Annotated in this window: 19 protein-coding genes; 12 read left to right on the forward strand and 7 right to left on the reverse strand. The window is 71.6% G+C overall.

What is annotated here, in order from left to right; translation table 11 throughout:
- Window position 1: 1 nt before the first annotated feature.
- Window positions 2-814 (forward strand): ABC transporter permease, encoded by an 813-nt coding sequence (locus tag E3N83_RS01890; protein ID WP_151081723.1) that lies wholly within the window; start codon window positions 2-4, stop codon window positions 812-814.
- Between the two features lie 10 nt (window positions 815-824).
- Here the strand turns inward: E3N83_RS01890 and E3N83_RS01895 are convergent, their stop codons facing one another.
- The gene (locus E3N83_RS01895; RefSeq protein ID WP_238343023.1) at window positions 825-1,874 is read right to left on the reverse strand and encodes an AraC family transcriptional regulator; all 1,050 of its coding nucleotides are present in this window, start codon (window positions 1,872-1,874) and stop codon (window positions 825-827) included.
- Between the two features lie 56 nt (window positions 1,875-1,930).
- Here E3N83_RS01895 and E3N83_RS01900 point away from each other — a divergent pair, with 56 nt between their 5' ends.
- Both E3N83_RS01900 and E3N83_RS19390 read left to right on the forward strand, forming a co-directional pair.
- Window positions 1,931-2,182: a DUF4242 domain-containing protein gene (locus E3N83_RS01900; RefSeq protein ID WP_151081724.1), complete on the forward strand. Its 252-nt coding sequence runs from the start codon at window positions 1,931-1,933 to the stop codon at window positions 2,180-2,182.
- Window positions 2,183-2,193: 11 nt separating this feature from the next.
- Window positions 2,194-2,358, forward strand: coding sequence for a hypothetical protein (locus tag E3N83_RS19390; protein ID WP_191907907.1), 165 nt, complete (start codon window positions 2,194-2,196; stop codon window positions 2,356-2,358).
- A 21-nt stretch (window positions 2,359-2,379) separates the two neighbouring features.
- On the opposite strand, the gene E3N83_RS01905 is transcribed toward E3N83_RS19390, so the two are convergent.
- From E3N83_RS01905 to E3N83_RS01925, 5 genes are all read right to left on the reverse strand, one after another.
- Complete coding sequence (locus E3N83_RS01905; protein ID WP_202879296.1) at window positions 2,380-3,429, reverse strand: LLM class flavin-dependent oxidoreductase; 1,050 nt, start codon at window positions 3,427-3,429, stop codon at window positions 2,380-2,382.
- 106 nt (window positions 3,430-3,535) lie between these two features.
- Window positions 3,536-4,051: a hypothetical protein gene (locus E3N83_RS01910; RefSeq protein WP_191907908.1), complete on the reverse strand. Its 516-nt coding sequence runs from the start codon at window positions 4,049-4,051 to the stop codon at window positions 3,536-3,538.
- 34 nt (window positions 4,052-4,085) lie between these two features.
- A complete protein-coding gene (gene argS, locus E3N83_RS01915) occupies window positions 4,086-5,810 on the reverse strand; it encodes an arginine--tRNA ligase (RefSeq protein WP_151081725.1) in 1,725 nt (574 codons plus the stop codon).
- 21 nt (window positions 5,811-5,831) lie between these two features.
- Entirely contained in the window at window positions 5,832-7,181 is a 1,350-nt protein-coding gene (gene gabT, locus E3N83_RS01920) for a 4-aminobutyrate--2-oxoglutarate transaminase (protein ID WP_151081726.1), read from the reverse strand.
- A gap of 74 nt (window positions 7,182-7,255) precedes the next feature.
- Window positions 7,256-7,663, reverse strand: a complete 408-nt coding sequence (locus E3N83_RS01925; RefSeq protein ID WP_151081727.1) for an SRPBCC family protein — start codon at window positions 7,661-7,663, stop codon at window positions 7,256-7,258.
- Window positions 7,664-7,691: 28 nt separating this feature from the next.
- Between E3N83_RS01925 and E3N83_RS19885 the strand changes: the two genes are divergently transcribed.
- Complete coding sequence (locus E3N83_RS19885) at window positions 7,692-8,372, forward strand: VOC family protein (protein WP_151081728.1); 681 nt, start codon at window positions 7,692-7,694, stop codon at window positions 8,370-8,372.
- 13 nt (window positions 8,373-8,385) lie between these two features.
- Here the strand turns inward: E3N83_RS19885 and ddaH are convergent, their stop codons facing one another.
- Window positions 8,386-9,159, reverse strand: coding sequence for a dimethylargininase (ddaH, locus tag E3N83_RS01935; protein WP_151081729.1), 774 nt, complete (start codon window positions 9,157-9,159; stop codon window positions 8,386-8,388).
- 92 nt (window positions 9,160-9,251) lie between these two features.
- Here ddaH and E3N83_RS01940 point away from each other — a divergent pair, with 92 nt between their 5' ends.
- The 8 genes from E3N83_RS01940 to acpA all read left to right on the forward strand — a co-directional run bounded on the left by E3N83_RS01940 (window position 9,252) and on the right by acpA (window position 19,230).
- Window positions 9,252-10,352, forward strand: coding sequence for a 1-deoxy-D-xylulose-5-phosphate reductoisomerase (locus tag E3N83_RS01940; protein WP_151081730.1), 1,101 nt, complete (start codon window positions 9,252-9,254; stop codon window positions 10,350-10,352).
- Window positions 10,349-11,695, forward strand: a complete 1,347-nt coding sequence (locus tag E3N83_RS01945) for a M50 family metallopeptidase (RefSeq protein ID WP_151081731.1) — start codon at window positions 10,349-10,351, stop codon at window positions 11,693-11,695. Before E3N83_RS01940 ends, E3N83_RS01945 begins: the two co-directional genes overlap by 4 nt.
- A 37-nt stretch (window positions 11,696-11,732) precedes the next feature.
- Window positions 11,733-12,884, forward strand: a complete 1,152-nt coding sequence (ispG, locus tag E3N83_RS01950; protein WP_151081732.1) for a flavodoxin-dependent (E)-4-hydroxy-3-methylbut-2-enyl-diphosphate synthase — start codon at window positions 11,733-11,735, stop codon at window positions 12,882-12,884.
- Window positions 12,868-14,010 (forward strand): alkaline phosphatase family protein, encoded by a 1,143-nt coding sequence (locus E3N83_RS01955; protein WP_238343024.1) that lies wholly within the window; start codon window positions 12,868-12,870, stop codon window positions 14,008-14,010. Before ispG ends, E3N83_RS01955 begins: the two co-directional genes overlap by 17 nt.
- A gap of 88 nt (window positions 14,011-14,098) precedes the next feature.
- A complete protein-coding gene (locus E3N83_RS01960; RefSeq protein WP_238343025.1) occupies window positions 14,099-15,406 on the forward strand; it encodes an alkaline phosphatase family protein in 1,308 nt (435 codons plus the stop codon).
- A 17-nt stretch (window positions 15,407-15,423) separates the two neighbouring features.
- The gene (locus E3N83_RS01965; protein WP_151081733.1) at window positions 15,424-16,575 is read left to right on the forward strand and encodes an alkaline phosphatase family protein; all 1,152 of its coding nucleotides are present in this window, start codon (window positions 15,424-15,426) and stop codon (window positions 16,573-16,575) included.
- Window positions 16,576-16,655: 80 nt separating this feature from the next.
- Window positions 16,656-17,474: a GNAT family N-acetyltransferase gene (locus tag E3N83_RS01970; RefSeq protein WP_238343026.1), complete on the forward strand. Its 819-nt coding sequence runs from the start codon at window positions 16,656-16,658 to the stop codon at window positions 17,472-17,474.
- A gap of 85 nt (window positions 17,475-17,559) precedes the next feature.
- The gene (gene acpA / locus E3N83_RS01975; protein ID WP_151081734.1) at window positions 17,560-19,230 is read left to right on the forward strand and encodes an acid phosphatase; all 1,671 of its coding nucleotides are present in this window, start codon (window positions 17,560-17,562) and stop codon (window positions 19,228-19,230) included.
- Window positions 19,231-19,298: the final 68 nt, after the last annotated feature.

Genomic DNA, 19,298 nt, shown 5'->3' on the forward strand with positions numbered 1-19,298 from the left:
CATGATCATCTCGCCGCGGCTCAAGGCCGTGCTCCGGATCCTGACCGCGCTGGTCGTGGTGGTGGTCTACGTGCCGCTCCTGCTGGTGATGGTGAACTCCTTCAACGTCGACCGGACGTTCGGCTGGCCCCCGCGCGGGCTCACGCTGCACTGGTGGAACGTCGCCTTCCACAGCTCGGGGGCCCGGCACGCGCTGCTGGTCAGCCTCGAGGTCGCGTCGCTGGCGACCCTGATCTCGCTGGTGCTCGGCACCTGCGGGGCCCTGGCGCTGCGCCGCACGCGGTTCTTCGGGCGCAACACCGTGTCGCTGCTGATCATCCTGCCGATCGCACTGCCCGGCATCGTGACCGGCATCGCGCTGAACAACGCCTTCCGCACGATGCTCGGCCTCCAGCTCGGCTTCCTGACCGTGGTCGTCGCGCACGCGACGTTCTGCATCGTCACCGTCTTCAACAACGTGCAGGCCCGCGTGCAGCGCCTGGGTACGTCGCTCGAGCAGGCCTCCGCGGACCTCGGGGCCGGGCCGTTCCGGACCTTCGCCCTGGTCACCTTCCCGAACCTCCGGTCGGCCCTGCTGGCCGGCGGGTTGCTGTCGTTCGGGCTGTCCTTCGACGAGATCGTGGTGACCACGTTCACCGCGGGCCCGCAGACCCAGACGCTGCCGATCTGGATCTTCCAGAACCTGTTCCGGCCCAACCAGGCGCCGGTGGTCAACGTCGTGGCCGCCGTGCTGGTGCTGGTCTCGGCCGTGCCCATCTATCTGGCGCAGCGGCTCTCCGGCGACACCGTCGCCCCCAGCGCCGCCACGCCCTGACGGGAGCGGCTCAGGGCCGTCGGAGGGCGTGGTCGCCGCGCCACAGGCCGGGCGCCTTCCCGTAGGTTCGCTTGAACGCCCGGCTGAACGCCTCCTCGGCGTCGTACCCGACCCGGCGAGCGACCGCAGCCACGCCGAGGTCGGTGGAGGCCAGGAGGTCCTGGGCGAGATGCATCCGCCACTCGGTGAGGTAGCGGATCGGCGAGCGGCCGAGCACCTGGCGGAAGCGGTCGTCGAAGCCGGACCGCGAGACCGCTGCCACCCGGGCGAGGTCGGTCACCGTCCACTTGCGCTCCGGTGCCGCGTGCAATGCGGACAGCGCCGGGTTGAGCACGGGGTCGTGCAGCGCGGCCAGCCAGCCCTGGTCCACGGCCGGTGCGGTGGCGAGGTGCTGGCGGAGCACCTCCACGAGCAGCATCTCGGGCAGCCGAGTCGGGATGGCGTCGGGTCCGAACGGCGCGACGTCGGCCTGGGCCAATGCGTAGTCGACGTTGGCGCGCACCCACGCGGCGCCGGCCGCACCGCTGGGCCGGACCACGAAGGCGGACGGGAACACCCGCAGGGACGGGTCGAAGAGCACGTCGTCGCTGTGCAGGTAGCCGCACACGACGTCGGTCAGGTCGCCGTCGGCGCCGGCCCGGAGCAGCGGCATCCGCGGCCACGGCGGGGCCGGCATGAAGGTCATGATCGGGACGGTCTCGCTCTCGCCGATGCCGCCCATGCTGTGCTGGTCGCCGTACGGGAGCACGATAACGTCTCCGGCCGAGGCCCAGTGCTTCTCCTGGTCCCCGACCTGGACCCAGCACGTGCCGCCGGCGACCACGTGGAACAGGATCACCCGGTCGGTTCCGGGCCGCAGGATGTGCGCGGTGGCGGGTCCCGGCAACGACTCGTAGGCCCATGGCTCCCGGTATTCGGCGCGCAGGAACACCGCTCCCTCGAGTCGGAGCCGCCGCAGGGCGGCCTCGAAGAGGTCGGGCAGTGGTGGGGTCAGGTCACTTCTGGTTGCCCGGTCAGCCGGCCCGGTCGCCGGGTCATGGCCTGCAGTCTGCTGCTGCACGAGGCTGATGGTGGCACAACGACAGTCGTGGTGCCTTCGAGAAAAGGAGAGCAGACATGGCTCTGTTCATGGATGTGCACACGTTGGACGGCCCGGTCGGCATCGCAGATGTCGCTCAGGCCCATGCGGCGGACGTCGCCACCCAGGGGCGCTACGGCGTCGACTACCAGCGGTACTGGGTGGACCAGGAGGCCGGCAAGATCTTCTGTCTGGTGGAGGCGCCGGACGCCGAGGCAGCGGCGAGCGTCCACCGCGAGGCGCACGGACTGGTGGCCGATGCCATCTTCGCCGTGGCCGAAGGCTCCTGACGGCATCCGCGATGGATCCCCTGCTGGAGCAGCTGGCCGGTGTCCGGCTGAGAGATCGCCTGGCCGAGGCCGAGGGGCTCCGACGAGGCCGTCGCCACGTCGCGGCTCGCCGGCTGGGACGCAAGGCCGAGGACGTCGCCCGTCGGGTGCGCGTCGCGCCGGCCCGCACCCTGTGAGGGCGCGGGCCGGTCACCGGCTCAGGCCAGGGCGTCGGCCAGGAGACGCAGGGTGGCCTCACGCGCCGGCGCCCGGTCGGCCGGGGTGCCGGCCACGGCACCCGCGACCGGGTGCAGCATGACCTCGTCGACGTCGTACGTCGCGGCGAGCTTGGCGACCTGCTCGGCCGCCTCGTCGGGGGTGCCGACGATCCACCTCGCGAGCATCTGGTCGGCCAGCGGGCGATGCTGCTCGGGCAGTCCGCGCTGCTCCGCCTCCTCGACCAGCAGCTGCGCGGCCAGGGTCCCACCGGTCCGCAGCGCGACCATCGACAGCAAGTTGGGCAGCACCAGCCGGTCCGCCTCCGCGCGGGTCGGCGCCACGGCCACGTTGACGGTGAGGAAGGTGCGTGGCTCCGGGTGCACCGCGCTGGGCCGGTACGACGACCGGTACAGGTCGAGCGCCTCGGCGGTGCCGCTGCCGGAGAAGTGGTGGGCGAAGACGTAGGGCAGCCCCTTCTCGGCGGCCAGCCGGGCGGAGTAGTCCGACGAGCCGAGCAGCCAGACCGTGGCCACCGAGGTGGCCCGCGGGGTGGCGTTGAGCGGGTGCATCCGGCCGTTGACCTGGAGGCCCGCTCCGCCCGGGGACATCATGGTCACGATGTTGTCGACGTACGACGGGAACAGCTCGACCGCCTCGTCGGTGACCCCGCCGGCGCCGTGCCGCAGGGCGTACGCCGTCACCGGGTCGGTGCCTGGCGCCCGGCCGATCCCGAGGTCGATCCGTCCGGGGTGCGCCGCCTCGAGCAGCGCGAACTGCTCGGCGATCACCAGGGGTGCGTGGTTGGGCAGCATCACGCCGCCCGAGCCGACCCGGATCCGCTCGGTGGCGGCGGCGACCATCGCGATCAGGACCGGCGGGTTGGTCGCGGCGACGGCCGGCATGTTGTGGTGCTCGGCGAGCCAGTAGCGCCGGAACCCCAGCTCGTCGGCCACCCGGGCCAGGCTCCGGGTCGCCGCGACGGCGTCACCCGTGGTCTGGTCGCTGCGGACGGGGACGAGGTCGAGCACGGACAGGGCGGGAGTGGTCACCCCGGGGAAACACCCCGGTCCCCGCCCCCATTCCTCCGATAGTCCGGCACGCCTGGCACCCACTTGGCCTCGCCGAGGGTGCGTAGCGTGCCGGACTATCGCGCTGTCAGGCGGTGGGGCCCTTGGTCCGGACGTCCGCCACGTGGGTCATCGCCTCGCGGAGCTCGGCCAGCCAGTCGTCCTCGTGCTGGGCGACCAGGCGGACGCACCAGGCGAGAGCATCGGCCCGAGAGCGGGCGACGCCGGCGTCGACGAGGGTGTCGAGCACCTGGCGCTGCGGCTGGCGCAGCCGGGTCATGGTGGGGGAGGCGAGGTGGGTGTAGAGCTCCTCGTGCTCACCGATCCGCACGCCCCAGCTGACGGTGCGCTCGTAGCGGTGCTGCGCCTCGCGGGCGATCGCGATCCGCTGCTCGCGGGTGTCCTCACGGAACGCGCTGGCCCGTCCGGCCCGCGCCCCCTCGGTCTCGGCCTCGGTCTGGCCCGGCTCCACGTCGGGGAGGTGGAGGGTCACGACGATCTCGTCGCGGTCGATGCTGATGTCGGCAGGCTCGGTCTGCCAGTCCTGGGGGAGACGGCCGGAGAACCAGCCCCTCACCCGTTCGAGCGCTTCGTTCGTAATCATGATTACATCATTACACAGCGACTCAAGTGGAGGACTACATCCGCTCCGGAGCCTCGATCCCGAGCAGCCCGAGCCCGGTCTCGAGCACGTCGAGCGTGACCCGGGCCAGCGTGAGCCGGGACGCCCGGGTCGGCTCGTCGGGGGCGCCCAGCACCGGGCAGTTCTCGTAGAACGCCGAGAACGCCTGGGCCACCTCGAAGAGGTAGCCGCACAGGCGGTGCGGCTCGAGCAGGTCGCCGACTTGCACCACCACGTCGCCGAAGCCGAGCAGGGCCAGCGCCAGGGCTCGCTCCGAGGGCTCGTCGAGCCGCACCGGACCGGGTACGGCGTCCCCGGCCGACCGCAGGATCGAGCGCACCCGTGCCGCGGCGTACTGGAGGTAGGGGCCGGTGTTGCCGGTCAGCGCCACCATCCGGTCGAGGTCGAAGACGTACTCGCTGTCGTGAGCCACCGACAGGTCGGCGTACTTCACCGCGCCGATGCCGACCTGCGGGGCGATCGCGGCCCGCAGCGCCTCGTCGAGGTCGGGCCGCGACTCGTCGACCACGGCTCGGGCCGCGGCCACGGCCTCCTCGAGCAGTGCCATCAGCCGCAGCGGGGCACCGGAGCGGGTCTTCAGGATCTTGCGGTCCGCGCCCAGCACGTTGCCGATCTGCACGTGCACCACCTCGACCGTCGGCGGCAGCCAGCCCGCCTTGCGCGCGGTGTCCCACACCATCTGCAAATGCAACGACTGCGGAGCCCCGATCACGTAGAGCATCCGCTCGGCGTGCAGGTCGCGCACCCGGTGCCGGACGGTCGCCAGGTCGGTGGTGCCGTAGCCGTAGCCGCCGTCGGACTTGCGGATGATCAGCGGCACCGGCTTGCCCTCCCGTCCGGTGTACCCGTCGAGGAACACACACAGCGCGCCCTCGCTCATCGTCGCGATCCCGGCGGCCTCGAGCTCGTCGCAGACCGCGGCCAGGTCGTCGTTGTACGACGATTCGCCGGCCAGGTGCTCGTCGCGCAGGCCGACCCCGAGCGTGCTGTAGATCGTGTTGAAGTAGATCTTCGAGAGGTCGACGAGCTCCTGCCAGAGCGTCAGCGTCTCGGGGTCGCCGGCCTGGAGCGCGACCACCCGCCGGCGCGCCCGGTCGGCGAACGCCACGTCGCCCTCGAAGGCCTCACGTGCCGCCTGGTAGAACGCGTTGGGGTCGTTGCGCAGCTGCGCAGCCTCGGGGGAGTCCTCGCCGACGTCGAGCAGGTGCTCGATCAGCATCCCGAACGGCGTACCCCAGTCGCCGACGTGGTTCTGCCGGACCACCTGGTGGCCGAGGTGCTCCAGGGTCCGCGCCAGCGCGTCGCCGACCACGGTGGTCCGCAGATGGCCGACGTGCATCTCCTTGGCCACGTTGGGCGCGGAGTAGTCGATCGGCACGACGAGCCGGTCCTGGGTGGGGACGCCGAGCCGCGGGTCGCGCGACAGGTCGTCGACGGCGCTGCCCAGCCAGGTCTCGTCGAGCCGCAGGTTGACGAACCCCGGGCCGCTCACCTCGGGCTCGTGGCAGACCCCGGTCACGTCGAGGTGCTCGACCAGCAGGTCGGCGACCTCGCGCGGCGGGCGCCCGAGCCGCTTGGCCAGCGCCAACGCGACGTTGGCCTGGAAGTCGGCGAACTGGCTCGGCCGCAGCACCGGGTCGGTGTCGGCGTACTCCTCGCCGAACGCCGCCACGAGGGCGGTCTGGACGAGGTCGTGGAGGGCCGAGGCCGGGCTGGTCACGGTCGTGACGCTACCGACCGGTCAGGCAGTTGCGGCAAACGCCTCCGCCACGACGTCGAACGCCTCCTCGAGCAGGTCGTCGGGGATCGACAGCGGGGGCAGGAAGCGGAACACGTTGCCCCAGGTGCCGCAGGTCAGCACGACGACTCCGTTCTTGTGGCAGTACGCCGCGACGGCAGCCGCGCGGGCGGCGTCGGGCTCCAAGGTGCCGGGCTTGCAGAGCTCGATGGCCATCATCGCGCCGCGGCCGCGGATGTCGGCGATCACCGGGTGGTCGGCGGCGATGGTGTCCAGACGCCGGCGGATCAGCGACTCGACCGCGCGGGCCCGCGCGCGGAGGTCGTGCGACCGCATCTCCTCGATCGCGCCGAGGGCCGCTGCGCAGGCGACCGGGTTGCCGCCGTACGTGCCTCCGAGGCCGCCGACGTGCACGGCGTCCATGAGCTCGGCGCGGCCGGTGACCGCCGCCAGCGGCAGTCCGCCGGCGATGCCCTTGGCGGTGGTGATCAGGTCGGGCACGACGCCCTCGTGGTCGCAGGCGAACCACTCGCCGGTGCGGCAGAAGCCGCTCTGGATCTCGTCGGCGACGAAGACCACATCGTGGTCGCGGCACCACGCGGCCAGGGCCGGCAGGAAGCCCTCGGCCGGTACGACGAAACCGCCCTCGCCGAGGATCGGCTCGATCACCACGCAGGCGAGGTTGTCCGCGCCGACCTGCTTCTCGAGCTGGTCGATCGCCCGGGCGGCGGCGTCCTCGCCCTTGATGCCCGCGGTCTCTCGGAAGGGGTAGGACATCGGCAGCCGGTAGACCTCGCCCGCGAACGGCCCGAAGCCGTTCTTGTACGGCATGTTCTTCGCCGTCATCGCCATGGTCAGGTTGGTGCGCCCGTGGTAGGCGTGGTCGAAGACCGCCACCGCGTCGCGTCCGGTCGCGACCCGCGCGATCTTGACGGCGTTCTCGACGGCCTCGGCGCCGGAGTTGAACAGCGCCGACTTCTTGGCGTGGGCGCCGGGGGTCAGCTCGGCGAGCGCCTCGCAGACGTCGACGTAGCCGTCGTACGGCGTGACCATGAAGCAGGTGTGGGTGAACGCCGCGACCTGCTCCTGCACCCGCCGCACCACCTCGGGCGCCGCGTTGCCGACCGTGGTGACCGCGATCCCGGAGCCGAGGTCGATCAGGGAATTGCCGTCGGCGTCGAGCAGGATGCCGCCCCCGGCGGCCTCGATGAACACCGGCAGCGTCGTGCCGACCCCGTCGGCGACGTACTTCTGCTTGCGCGCCAGCTTCTCGGCCGAGCGCGGGCCGGGGATCTCGGTGACCAGGTTGCGATGCTGGGCCAGGCTGGCGCTGGTCGGGGTCGTGATGCTCATTCCGCCACTCTAGGGGTCGACGTTCTGCGGAACCAGTCGGAGAGAGCGCCGCTCGCAACGGTTTCGGCCATGCGTCAGCGCACCAGCCGGTGCAGCGCCAGCCGGGCCACCGGGAGGTACGACGCGACCAGCGGCGCGAAGCCGGTCACCCGGAGCCAGGTGCGCGAGCCGGACCCCTGCGCTGCGACGCCGTGCGTCATCCGGAGCCGGGCCACGCGGAGGCCGCGGACCAGCGGCGGCTGGGGCTGGACGACCCACGACCACTCCCGGGTGTCCTCGCTCCAGGCGACCACCCGGAAGTCGACGGCGACCCCGAGGGGACCGTGCACCCGGCCCGTCTCGCCACCCGAGAGCCGCTCCACCCCGACCTCGACGCTGCGGATCTGCGGCGCCCACGTGTGCCAGAGCCCGGGTCGCGCGTACCTCTCCCAGGCCTCGTCCGGCGGCAGCGGACCCGAGGCGGAGACTCCCAGCGTCGTCATGTCCCCAGCATGGGGCAGACTTCGGGCCATGGCGCTGGCGACCTACAAGGACCTCTGCATCGACGTCAACGACGCCCGGCTGGAGGGCACGTTCTGGGCCGGGACGCTCGGGTGGCAGCTGGAGATGCACGACGACGGCGACGCACATCTGCGCGACTCCGACGGTCGCATCCAGCTGTGGCTCAACCAGGTGCCGGAGCCCAAGACGGTGAAGAACCGCATCCACATCGACGTGAACGCGACGTCGCTGGAGGAGGTGCTCGACCTCGGCGCCACCGTCGTCCAGGAGCAGGCGCGCTGGACCACCCTGGCCGACCCCGAGGGCCACGAGGTGTGCGTGTTCGTCCGCGAGGCGCCGGTCACCTCCCGCACCTACGAGCTGATCTGGAACTGCGCCGAGGGCGCCCGGGCCAGCCACGACAACGCAGCGTGGTGGGGCGAGGTGCTCGGTGCGGTGGTCGTCGACGACGACCGCGGGTTCTCGTGGATCGAGCAGATCCCGGCCTGCCCCTGGGAGTCCTTCGACTGGGCCGGCGTGGCCGAGCCCAAGACGGTGAAGAACCGCGTGCACATCGACGTCGCGACCGACGACCTCGACGCCCTCGTCGCCCGGGGCGCCACCGTGCTGCGCCCGAAGGGCGACGACGGCCTCCGGTGGACCGTGCTCGCCGACCCCTGGGGCAACGAGTTCTGCGCCTTCACCGACTGACGGGCCTCACCGGTCAGGGTGTGTGGCGCAGTCGCACCGACAGGCAGGTGACGCAGCCCTCGAGCTTCTCGTACTCCGAGATGTCGACCGCGACGACCTCGAGGCCGCGCGCGGTCAACAGCTCTCGGGTGCGCGGGGCGGAGGCACCCATCAGCACGAGGTCGTCGCCGAGCAGGACCACGTGGGCCCCCGGCTCCTCCGGCACCTCGAGGAACGACGGCCACCGGGTCGCGTCGTCCACCAGCGGCGGATAGCCGATCACGGTGCCGTCGGGCAGCGCCGTGACCGCCGACTTGAGGTGCAGGACCTTGCGGACGGGCACACCGACCACGCGCGCGCCGTACGGCCCGAGGTACGCCGCCAGCTGCTCGACCCCGGCCTCGTTGGTGCGCCCGCCGAGCCCGACCCACACGGCGCCTCCGTGCTTCAGCACGTCGCCCCCGTCGAGCGTGCCCGGCGCCTCGATCGCCACCACGTGGTAGCCGAGGTCGCGCAGCACCTGCTCGGTCCCGGCCGTCTCGGGTTTGCGCTCATCGGCCCCGGGCCGGGTGATCACGGCCAGCTCGCCGTACATCACGACGGTGTCCTCGACGAAGACGCTGTCAGGGCAGTCGTCGGCCGGCGGCACCTCGATGGTCTCCCAGCCGGCGTCGTGGAGCGCGCCGACGTAGCCGTCCCACTGGGCCCGGGCGAGGTCGAGGTCGACCGACGTCCGCTCCAGATGGGTGACCAGGCCCTCGGCCAACCGGGGCGAGGGACGGCGGACCAGGGCGCGGTGGGCTTCCATGGCCGGAGTCTAGGAGTTCCCCCTGCCGACGCAGCCCGAGCCGCCGGCCAGGTCCAGGGTGGCCAGGCACGTCATCGTGGAACCATGAGCCCATGACCAGCCGCCGCGACGTCACCGTCCTGGGCTCGACCGGGTCGATCGGCACCCAGGCGCTCGACCTGGTGCGGGCCAACCCCGACCGCTTCCGCGTGGTCGGGCTCACCGCCGGCGGGAGCAACCGCGAGCTCTTCGACGCCCAGGTGGCCGAGTTCGCGCCGGCGTTCAGCGGTCTGGGCGAGGCTGCCTCCAGCGAGGCTGCCTCGCGACCGACGGACGTGGTGCTCAACGGCATCACCGGCGCGGTCGGGCTGCGGCCCACCCTGGCCGCGCTCGACGCCGGCAACACGTTGGCGCTGGCCAACAAGGAGTCGCTGATCATGGGCGGCCCCCTGGTGCTCGAGCGTGCGGAGGCCGGCCAGATCGTGCCGGTCGACAGCGAGCACAGCGCGCTGGCGCAGTGCCTGAGGGCCGGCAGCAGCGACGACGTACGACGGCTCGTGCTGACCGCGTCCGGCGGCCCGTTCCGCGGCCGCAACCGCGCCGATCTCGAGCAGGTGACCGTGGAGGAGGCGCTCCAGCACCCGACGTGGGCGATGGGTCCGGTGATCTCGATCAACTCCGCCACGCTGGTCAACAAGGGGCTCGAGGTGATCGAGGCGCACCTGCTCTTCGGCATCCCGTTCGACCGGATCGAGGTGGTCGTCCACCCGATCTCGGTGGTCCACTCGATGGTGGAGTTCGTGGACGGCTCCACGGTGCTCCAGGCGAGCCCGCCGACCATGCTGATCCCGCTGGCGGTGGGCCTGGCCTGGCCGGACCGGGTCCCGGACGCCGCACCGCCGGTCGACTGGACCTGCAGCAACACGTGGGAGTTCTTCCCCCTCGACGACGAGGCCTTCCCGGCCGTCGGCCTGGCCCGCCGCGCCGGCGAGATGGGAAGCACCGCACCCGCGGTCTTCAACGCCGCCAACGAGGTCGCGGTCGAGGCGTTCCGGACCGGTCGCCTCCGGTTCGTCGACATCGTCGACACGATTGCCGCCGTGGTGGGGAGGCACGACGTACCCTCGGAGCAGACACTGACCGTCGACGACGTGCTCGCCGCCGACGCCTGGGCGCGTGACGAGGCCGTCCGCGTGATCGAAGGGAAAGCATGACCGCCGTCTGGTACGTCGTGGGGGTCGTGGCGTTCTTCGCCGCGATCCTGGCGTCGATCGGCCTGCACGAGCTCGGCCACATGATCCCGGCGAAGGCGTTCGGCGGAAAGGTCACCCAGTACTTCATCGGCTTCGGCCCCACCGTCTGGAGCCGGCAGCGCGGCGAGACCGAGTACGGCGTGAAGGCGATCCCGCTCGGCGGCTACGTCAAGATCGTGGGGATGCTCCCGCCCGACGCGGAGCACCTCGGCGAGGTCGAGTTCGACGCCGACGGCAACCGCGTGATCAAGGTCCGCAAGTCCAACACGGGGTTGTTCGCCCAGCTCGTCTCGGACGCGCGGGCCGCTGAGTGGGAGACGATCACCGCCGCCGACTCCGACCGCCTGTTCTACAAGATGGCCTGGTGGAAGAAGGTCGTGGTGATGGCCGGCGGACCCACGGTCAACATCGCGATCGCGTTCTTCATCTTCCTCGGCCTGTTCATGACCTTCGGAAACCCCCAGGACGAGCACATCCACACCACCGTCGACACGGTCTCGGCGTGCGTGATCCCGGCCACCCGCACCACCGACGTCTGCCGCAAGACCGATCCGGTCAGCCCGGCCCGCCGCGCGGGCCTGGAGCCCGGTGACCGGTTCGTGGCCTTCAACGGGACGCCGGTGACCAGCTGGACCCAGCTGCAGACCCTGATCCGGGGCAACGCCGACGGCACCGCCACGATCGTGGTCGACCGGGCCGGGCAGCAGCTCACGCTGCACACCAACACGCTGGTCACACCCCGGCCCACCGACGTCAACGACCCGACCAAGCTGACCCCGGTCGGCTTCCTCGGGGTGGCACCCACGACCAGCCTCGGGCACGGCGGCCCGCTCTACACGGTGCAGGCGATGGGCGGCTTCGCCCAGAAGTCGCTGAGCGCCCTGGGCACGCTGCCGGTCAAGGTGTGGGGAGTGGGCGAGGCGATCGTCGGGGTCAAGGCGCGCGACGCCAACGGCCCGGTCAGCATCGTCGGCGGCGGCCGGCTGGCCGGCGAGACGGTCTCGGCCAAGGACTTCCCCCTGAAGGCCAAGGTCGTCGACCTGCTGGGCCTGATCGCGGGCTTCAACTTCTTCATCGGCCTGTTCAACTTCGTGCCCCTGCTCCCGCTCGACGGCGGCCACATCGCCGGGGCCCTGTGGGAGGCGGTCCGCCGCGGGATCGCCCGCCTGCGCCGGCGGCCCGACCCCGGGTACGTCGACGTGGCCCGGCTGCTTCCGGTCGCCTACGTCGTCGCCAGCTTCCTGCTGGTGATGGGCGTCGTCCTGATCATCGGCGACCTCGTCGTACCGGTGCACCCTTCCTGACTTCGCCCCACCACCGCACGGCACCTACGCTGGAGACATGACCGCCGTCAGCCTGGGGATGCCCGAGGCACCCCCGCCCGTCCTCGCGCCCCGCCGCAAGACCCGCCAGATCAAGGTGGGCAAGGTGGGCGTCGGCAGCGAGTCGCCGATCTCCGTGCAGTCGATGTGCACGACCCTGACCTCCGACGTCAACACCACGCTCCAGCAGATCGCCGAGCTGACCGCGGCGGGGTGCGACATCGTGCGGGTGGCCTGCCCCAGCCAGGACGACGCCGACGCGCTGCCCGAGATCGCGCAGCACAGCCAGATCCCGGTGATCGCCGACATCCACTTCCAGCCGAAGTACGTCTTCGCCGCGATCGAGGCCGGCTGCGCGGCGGTCCGGGTCAACCCCGGCAACATCCGCAAGTTCGACGACCAGATCAAGGAGATCGCCCAGGCCGCCAAGGACCACGGCACCTCGATCCGGATCGGCGTCAACGCGGGCAGCCTCGACAAGCGGGTGCTGGAGAAGTACGGCAAGGCGACTCCCGAGGCCCTCGTCGAGAGCGCGGTCTGGGAGGCCGGCCTGTTCGAGGAGCACGACTTCCACGACTTCAAGATCTCGGTGAAGCACAACGACCCGGTGGTCATGGTGCGCGCCTACGAGCTGCTCGCCGAGGCGGGGGACTGGCCGCTGCACCTCGGCGTCACCGAGGCCGGCCCGGCGTTCCAGGGGACGATCAAGTCCGGCGTCGCCTTCGGCGCGCTGCTCAGCCAGGGCATCGGCGACACCATCCGGGTCTCGCTCTCCGCGCCCCCGGTCGAGGAGGTCAAGGTCGGCATCCAGATCCTGGAGTCGCTCAACCTCAAGCCACGCCGGCTCGAGATCGTCTCCTGCCCCTCCTGCGGTCGCGCCCAGGTCGACGTCTACAAGCTGGCCGAGGAGGTCACCGCCGGGCTCGACGGCCTCGAGGTCCCGCTCCGGGTCGCCGTGATGGGCTGCGTCGTCAACGGTCCTGGCGAGGCCCGCGAGGCCGACCTCGGCGTGGCGTCCGGCAACGGCAAGGGCCAGATCTTCGTCAAGGGCGAGGTGATCAAGACCGTGCCCGAGTCCCAGATCGTCGAGACCCTGATCGAGGAGGCCATGCGCCTCGCCGAGGGCATGGAGCCCGTCGACGGCGCGGGCGCCAGTGTCTCGGTCAGCTGACCGCCCGCCCACCCGGGCGCGCCTCCTCGGCGTCCTCGGTACGGCGTTCGCGGTGCTGGGCGTCACCCTCACCCTGACGCTGCACCCGGGGCCCGCCGACCGCGCCACCCCGACGGCCTCGGTCACCCCGCCGGTGGGGCACGTCTTCGTGATCAACATCGAGAACAAGAGCTTCGCCCGTACTTGGGGCAGTGGCTCGCCCGCGCCGTACCTCGCGAAGCGGCTGCGCGCCCGCGGTGTGCTGCTGACCCGCTACTACGCCACAGCCCACCACAGCCTGGGCAACTACCTCGCCCAGATCTCGGGCCAGGGCCCGGACCGCGCCACCCAGGGCGACTGCGTCCGTTACACGCCCTTCCGGTCCACGGGGCCCGTCGTGTCCCCGCAGCAGGCGGTCGGCAACGGCTGCGTGTACCCACGCTCGGTCCGGACGCTGCCGCGGCAGCTGACCGCGGCCGGGCTCGGCTGGAAGGGCTACCTCGAGGACAGCTCGCGCCCGTGCCAGCACCCGCAGCCCGGAGCCACCGACCCGTGGTTCCGGGCGACCGCCGCCAGCCAGTACGCCACCCGCCACAACCCGTTCGTCTACTTCGCCTCGATCACCTCCCGACCGGCCTACTGCCGGGCCCACGTGGTCGGCCTCGGCCGGCTGGAGGTGGACCTCCGGGCCGCTTCGATGACCCCGGCGCTGTCCTACATCACCCCCGACCTGTGCCACGACGGCCACGACGCGTCGTGCGCGGACGGCGGCCCGGGAGGGCTGAAGGCGGTCAACGGCTGGTTGAGGACGTGGGTGCCGCGGATCCTGCACTCGCCGGCCTACCAGGCCGACGGCATGCTCGTGATCACCGCCGACGAGTCCGACGGGGTCGACCAGGACTCCTCGGCCTGCTGCGGCGAGGGACCGGGCCCCAACGCCGCGCGGCCCGGCATCAAGGGGCCCGGGGGCGGCCGGGTCGGGGCGCTCGTCCTCTCGCCGTACGTCGTACCGGGGACGACCAGCAAGCTCGGCTACAACCACTACGCCCTGCTGGCCACCATCGAGGACCTCTTCGGGCTCGACCGGATCGGCTACGCCCGCACCGTGCCGCGGACCTTCGGCAGCGACGTCTTCGGCGCCCCGTGAGCCCCCGGTGAGCGGGCGGAGCCGGCGGGCGTGACCAGATGGCGCGTCGACGGGTGACTTATCGGCGCCGCTGACCGATAGTTCACCTGTGACCGTTTCCCGAAGGACCCTCCTGGGCGCCGCTGGCGCCGCCGGTGCGCTGACGGCGACGGGCGGCTACCGGCTGCTCGGCGACAGCGCGGACGCCGCCACCGCCCTGCCGCTGCCCGGCGACTCGGGCATCGAGCACGTCGTGGTGCTGATGATGGAGAACCGCTCGTTCGACCACTTCCTGGGCTGGCTCCCGGGGGCGGACGGCCAGCAGGCCGGTCTCACCTACGTGGACCGCTACCGCGTGCCGCACGACACCCACCACCTGACGGTCACCTCGAGCTGCGGCTTCCAGGACCCCGACCACAGCTACGAGGGCGGCCGGATCGAGCTGAACAAGGGCGCGTGCAACGGCTGGCTGCGGGCCGGCCTCAACGACAGCATGTCGATCGGCTACTACGAGCAGGCCGACCTCCAGTTCCTGGGCCAGGCGGCTCCGGACTGGACCACCTGCGACCGCTACTTCGCCGCCACCATGGCCGAGACCTACCCCAACCGTTTCTACATGCACTGCGCGCAGACCGACCGGCTCCACAACAACACGACGTTCTCCTCGATGCCGACGATCTGGGACCGGCTCAAGGCCAAGGGCGTCTCGGGCACCTACTACTACAGCGACGCCCCGTTCGCGATCCTGCTCGGCGCCCACTCGCCGGCCCGCTCCCTGGTCGGCGACCCGCTGGTCTCCGCGGTGCCGGGCACATTCTTCGGTGACGCCGCGACCGGCAACCTGCCGGCGGTGTCCTTCGTCGACCCGTCGTTCAACGGCGAGGACAACGGCACCTCGAACGACGACCACCCGCACGCCGACATCCGGGCCGGCGAGGCGTTCATGAACCAGGTCTACAACGCGGTCCGCAACGGCCCCGACTGGGCGAGCACGGTGCTGGTGATCACCTACGACGAGTGGGGCGGCTTCTTCGACCACGTGCCGCCGTCCCACACGTGGGACGTCTCCAAGAAGACCAGCCTGCGTGGTTTCCGGGTCCCCACCGTGGTGGTCTCCCCGTTCGCCCAGCGCAACCACGTCGCCCACGAGACCCTCGACCACACCTCGATCCTGAAGATGATCGAGTGGCGCTGGGGGCTCGCGCCGCTCACGGTGCGCGACGCCCACGCGATCAACCTGGCCCGGGTGCTCGACTTCACCCGAGACCCGGCGGCCGCCACACCGTCCTACACCGTGGCGCCCTTCGACCCCGTCACCGGCGGCTGCGCGACCGCGGCAGCCGAGTCGGGCGTCGAGGCCCGGGAGTGGAAGCCGTTGATCAAGCTCGCCAAGGCACACGGATGGAAGGTCGGTTGATGAGGTCTCGTCGGACCATGGCCCTGCGCTGGATCCCGGCCGTCCTGGCGCTCGGGGTCGGCGTCGGGCTGAGCCCGTCCGTCGCCTCGCAGGGCGCCCCGGTGACCGCGTCGAAGGGCCAGGCCGCGCCGAGGCTGCCGCGACCGACGTACGTCCCCCCGGTCAAGCACGTCTTCGTGGTCAACATCGAGAACAAGGGGTACGACGAGACCTGGGGACCCACCAGCACCGCGCCCTACCTCGCGCACAAGCTGCGCAAGAAGGGGGTGCTCCTCAACTCCTACTACGGCACCGCGCACAACAGCCTGCCCAACTACCTGGCCCAGATCTCCGGCCAGGCCCCGAACGCCGCCACCCAGGGTGACTGCCAGACCTACACGCCGTTCGTGGCGAGCGGGCCGGTCCAGGCGCCGCAGCAGCAGGTCGGGGCCGGCTGCGTCTACCCGCGGAGCGTGCGCACCCTCCCGCGCCAGCTGACCAACCACGGGCTGACCTGGAAGGGCTACATGCAGCAGGCGCGCGGCAACTGCGTGCACCCCAAGCTGGGGGCGGTCGACACCACCCAGCACGCGACCAAGGGGCACAACTACGCCGTGCGGCACAACCCGTTCATGTACTTCCGGTCGATCACGAGCCGGAGCTACTACTGCCGGCACCACGTGCGCCGCCTCGGTGACTTGAAGGCCGATCTGAAGCACGTGCGGACCACCCCCAACCTGACCTACATCACCCCCGACCTGTGTGCGGACGGCCACGACAACCCGTGCGCCAACGGCCAGCCCGGCGGCCTGGTCCAGGTCAACGCCTTCCTGAAGACCTGGGTCCCGCGGATCCTCGCGTCACCGGCGTTCCGGAAGAACGGCATGCTGGTGATCACCGCCGACGAGTCGGACGGTCCGGTGCAGGACTCCACGTCGTGCTGCGGCGAGCCGAGCGGTCCCAACACCACCGCTCCCGGGATCCTCGGGCCGGGTGGGGGCCGGGTCGGCGCGCTGGTGGTCTCGCAGTGGTCGTCGCCCAACACGTTCAGCTCCACGCCGTACAACCACTACGCGCTGCTGGCGTCGCTGGAGGAGATCTTCGGTCTCGCCAAGCTCGGCCTGGCCGGTCAGGCGGGTCTGGACCGCTTCGGGCTCGACGTCTACAACACCACCTGGTGGACCCCCTGATCCGGCTGCCGTCGGGTCCGGCTCGCGCGTAGGCTCCTGACGTGTCGTTGTCCCGGTCCCGCGCGCGACAGGGCGTGAATGTGCTGGGTCCCACGGACCTGGCCGACTTCGTCGCGCTGGCCGGTCGCCACCCCGTGGTCAACGCCTTCGCCGAGTACCGCGCGCGCAGCACCCACCTCGAGCCGCGTCTGCTGGCCGGCGAGATCTGGGGACGGTACGACGCCGGGGAGCTGGTCGCCGCCTGCCACGTCGGGGCCAACCTGGTGCCGGTCGAGTGCACCGAGGACGACGCCCACGCCTTCGCGGAGCGGGCCCTGACCCGGCCGCGCTCGGTGGTCACCATCGTCGGCCTCCAGGACCAGGTCTGGCCGATGTGGGACTGTCTGTCGGACACCTGGGGTCCCTCGCGCGAGGCCCGCTGGGACCAGCCGCACCTCGAGCTGGCCCGGGCGCCGCTGGTCGCCCCCGACCCGCTGGTCCGCCAGACCACGCCCGACGACTTCGACGCCCTCTACCCGGCCTGCGTGGCGATGTACACCGAGGAGGTCGGCGTCGACCCCGAGGCCGAGGGCGGTGCCCCGATCTACCGGTCCCGGGTGCGGCAGCTGATCGGGCTCGGCTGGTCGTTCGCCCGGATCGAGCAGGGCCGGGTGGTGTTCAAGGCCGAGATCGCGCACGCGACGCCACGGGCCGCCCAGATCCAGGGCGTCTGGGTGGCGCCCGAACGCCGCGGCCAGGGGCTCGCCGCCGCCGGTGTGGCCGCCGTCGCAGCGGCGTGCCGGCGCGAGATCGCCCCGGTGGCCTCGCTCTACGTCAACGTGTGGAACGAGCCCGCCCAGCGGGCCTACGCCAGGGTCGGCTTCGAGCAGACCGGCACCTTCGCCACTATCATGTTCTGATCTCGGAACCAGGTCGCCCAGAGGTTTCACCGCACGTTCACCGGGCACGCCGCTCCGAGCCATCTCGGACCCGGAGGTTGTGCACATGACCACGAAACCCTTCTCTCGTCTCGCGCTGGCAGCGGTCTCGGCGGCCGGCCTGGCCCTCGCCGTGGCGCCGACCGTCCAGGCCGCGTCCCGGCCCGCCGCGCCGGCATCGGCCCACCCGGCATCGGCCCACCCGGCGCCGGGCCGACCCTCGACGCTGCCCGGCGGCTACCAGCACCTGGTGGTGATCTACGAGGAGAACCACTCCTTCGACAACCTCTACGGCCACTGGGGTAACGTCCGCGGCCAGCACGTCGACGGCAGCAGCGACGCGACCACCGCGCAGCAGACCCAGGTCGGCCAGGACCGTACGCCGTACACCTGCCTGCCCCAGGACGACGTCAACCTGACCTCGCCGCCGCTGACCAGCACCTGCTCGGACGCGACGCACGGCATCGCCGCGAGCCACTTCGCGAACTCGCCGTTCTCGATCGACGACTACATCCACCCGTCCGACACCACCTGTCCGGCGCCGGGTGTCTTCGCCCCGAACGGCGTCCTCAAGGGGTCCGGCGACCCGGGCGGCTGCACCCGCGACCTGGTGCACCGCTTCTACCAGGAGCAGTTCCAGATCGACGGCGGCCGGCAGGACCGCTACGTCACCGGCTCGGACGCGGTGGGGCTGAGCATGGGCTCCTACGACACCACCCGGCTCCCGATCTACTCCTACCTGCACGGCAAGGGCGCCCCGAAGTACGTCCTGGCCGACCACTTCTTCCAGGCGGCCTTCGGCGGCTCGTTCCTCAACCACCAGTGGCTGATCGCGGCGCGCAGCCCGCTCGACACCGACAAGACCGCCACCTACAACAAGCTCCCGGACGGGACGCCGGATCCGGCGTCGTTCGCCAAGAACGCCGTGCTGGACAGCAACGGGATGCCCACGTCCTACCCGCAGTACCACGCGACCGGCCCGGTCGTGGACGGCGCGCTCACGCAGAAGTGCGCGGACGGCCAGAACCACTACGCCCAGGCCTGCGGCGACTACGCGGTGAACACCATTCAGCCGGGCTCGGCGCCGCACGGGGGTGGCGCGTACCTGCCCCTCATCGACGACACGGCGTACCCCAACATCGGCGACGAGCTGAGCGCCCAGGGCATCAGCTGGAACTGGTACTCCGGCGGCTGGGACGCCGCCGCGTCGGGCCACCCGGGGCCGCTGTTCCAGTACCACCACCAGCCGTTCAACTACTTCGCGAACTATGCTCCCGGCCAGCCGGGCCGCGCGCACCTCCAGGACGAGACGAAGTTCATCTCCGCCGCCAGGTCCGGGAACCTGCCGACCGTCTCGTTCGTCAAGCCGTACGGCGCGGAGAACGAGCACCCCGGCTACGCGAGCGAGTCCGACGGCTCCGACCACCTGGTCGACCTGCTGAAGACGATCGAGAACGGGCCGCAGGCGGGCAACACCCTGGTGGTGGTGACCTATGACGAGTTCGGCGGGCAGTGGGACCACGTCGCGCCGCCCACCGTCGACGCGTGGGGGCCGGGTACCCGGATCCCGGCGCTGGTGATCAGCCGCTCGCTGAAGCACTCGGGCGTCGACCACACATCGTACGACACGACGTCGATCCTGGCCACGATCGAGCGCAGTTATGGCCTCGCGCCGCTCTCGTCGCGGGACGCGCAGGTCAACGACCTGTCGCACGCCGTCGCCGTGGGCGGCCGCTGAGCCCATCCCGGGCCGAGCCCGCCCCGGTCACGCACCGGGGCGGGCTCGGCTGCAGCGCGGCTGCGTCG

The sequence above is a fragment of the Nocardioides cynanchi genome, from assembly GCF_008761635.1.
In the GTDB taxonomy this organism is placed as follows: Bacteria; Actinomycetota; Actinomycetes; order Propionibacteriales; family Nocardioidaceae; genus Nocardioides; species Nocardioides cynanchi.

Coding starts and splice junctions, on each gene's coding strand:
- E3N83_RS01890 (WP_151081723.1), top strand. CDS start 2: ATGATCATCTCGCCGCGGCTCAAGGCCGTGCTCCGGATCCTGACCGCG.
- E3N83_RS01900 (WP_151081724.1), top strand. CDS start 1,931: ATGGCTCTGTTCATGGATGTGCACACGTTGGACGGCCCGGTCGGCATC.
- E3N83_RS19390 (WP_191907907.1), top strand. CDS start 2,194: ATGGATCCCCTGCTGGAGCAGCTGGCCGGTGTCCGGCTGAGAGATCGC.
- E3N83_RS01910 (WP_191907908.1), bottom strand. CDS start 4,051: ATGATTACGAACGAAGCGCTCGAACGGGTGAGGGGCTGGTTCTCCGGC.
- gabT (WP_151081726.1), bottom strand. CDS start 7,181: ATGAGCATCACGACCCCGACCAGCGCCAGCCTGGCCCAGCATCGCAAC.
- E3N83_RS01925 (WP_151081727.1), bottom strand. CDS start 7,663: ATGACGACGCTGGGAGTCTCCGCCTCGGGTCCGCTGCCGCCGGACGAG.
- E3N83_RS19885 (WP_151081728.1), top strand. CDS start 7,692: ATGGCGCTGGCGACCTACAAGGACCTCTGCATCGACGTCAACGACGCC.
- ddaH (WP_151081729.1), bottom strand. CDS start 9,159: ATGGAAGCCCACCGCGCCCTGGTCCGCCGTCCCTCGCCCCGGTTGGCC.
- E3N83_RS01940 (WP_151081730.1), top strand. CDS start 9,252: ATGACCAGCCGCCGCGACGTCACCGTCCTGGGCTCGACCGGGTCGATC.
- E3N83_RS01945 (WP_151081731.1), top strand. CDS start 10,349: ATGACCGCCGTCTGGTACGTCGTGGGGGTCGTGGCGTTCTTCGCCGCG.
- ispG (WP_151081732.1), top strand. CDS start 11,733: ATGACCGCCGTCAGCCTGGGGATGCCCGAGGCACCCCCGCCCGTCCTC.
- E3N83_RS01965 (WP_151081733.1), top strand. CDS start 15,424: ATGGCCCTGCGCTGGATCCCGGCCGTCCTGGCGCTCGGGGTCGGCGTC.
- acpA (WP_151081734.1), top strand. CDS start 17,560: ATGACCACGAAACCCTTCTCTCGTCTCGCGCTGGCAGCGGTCTCGGCG.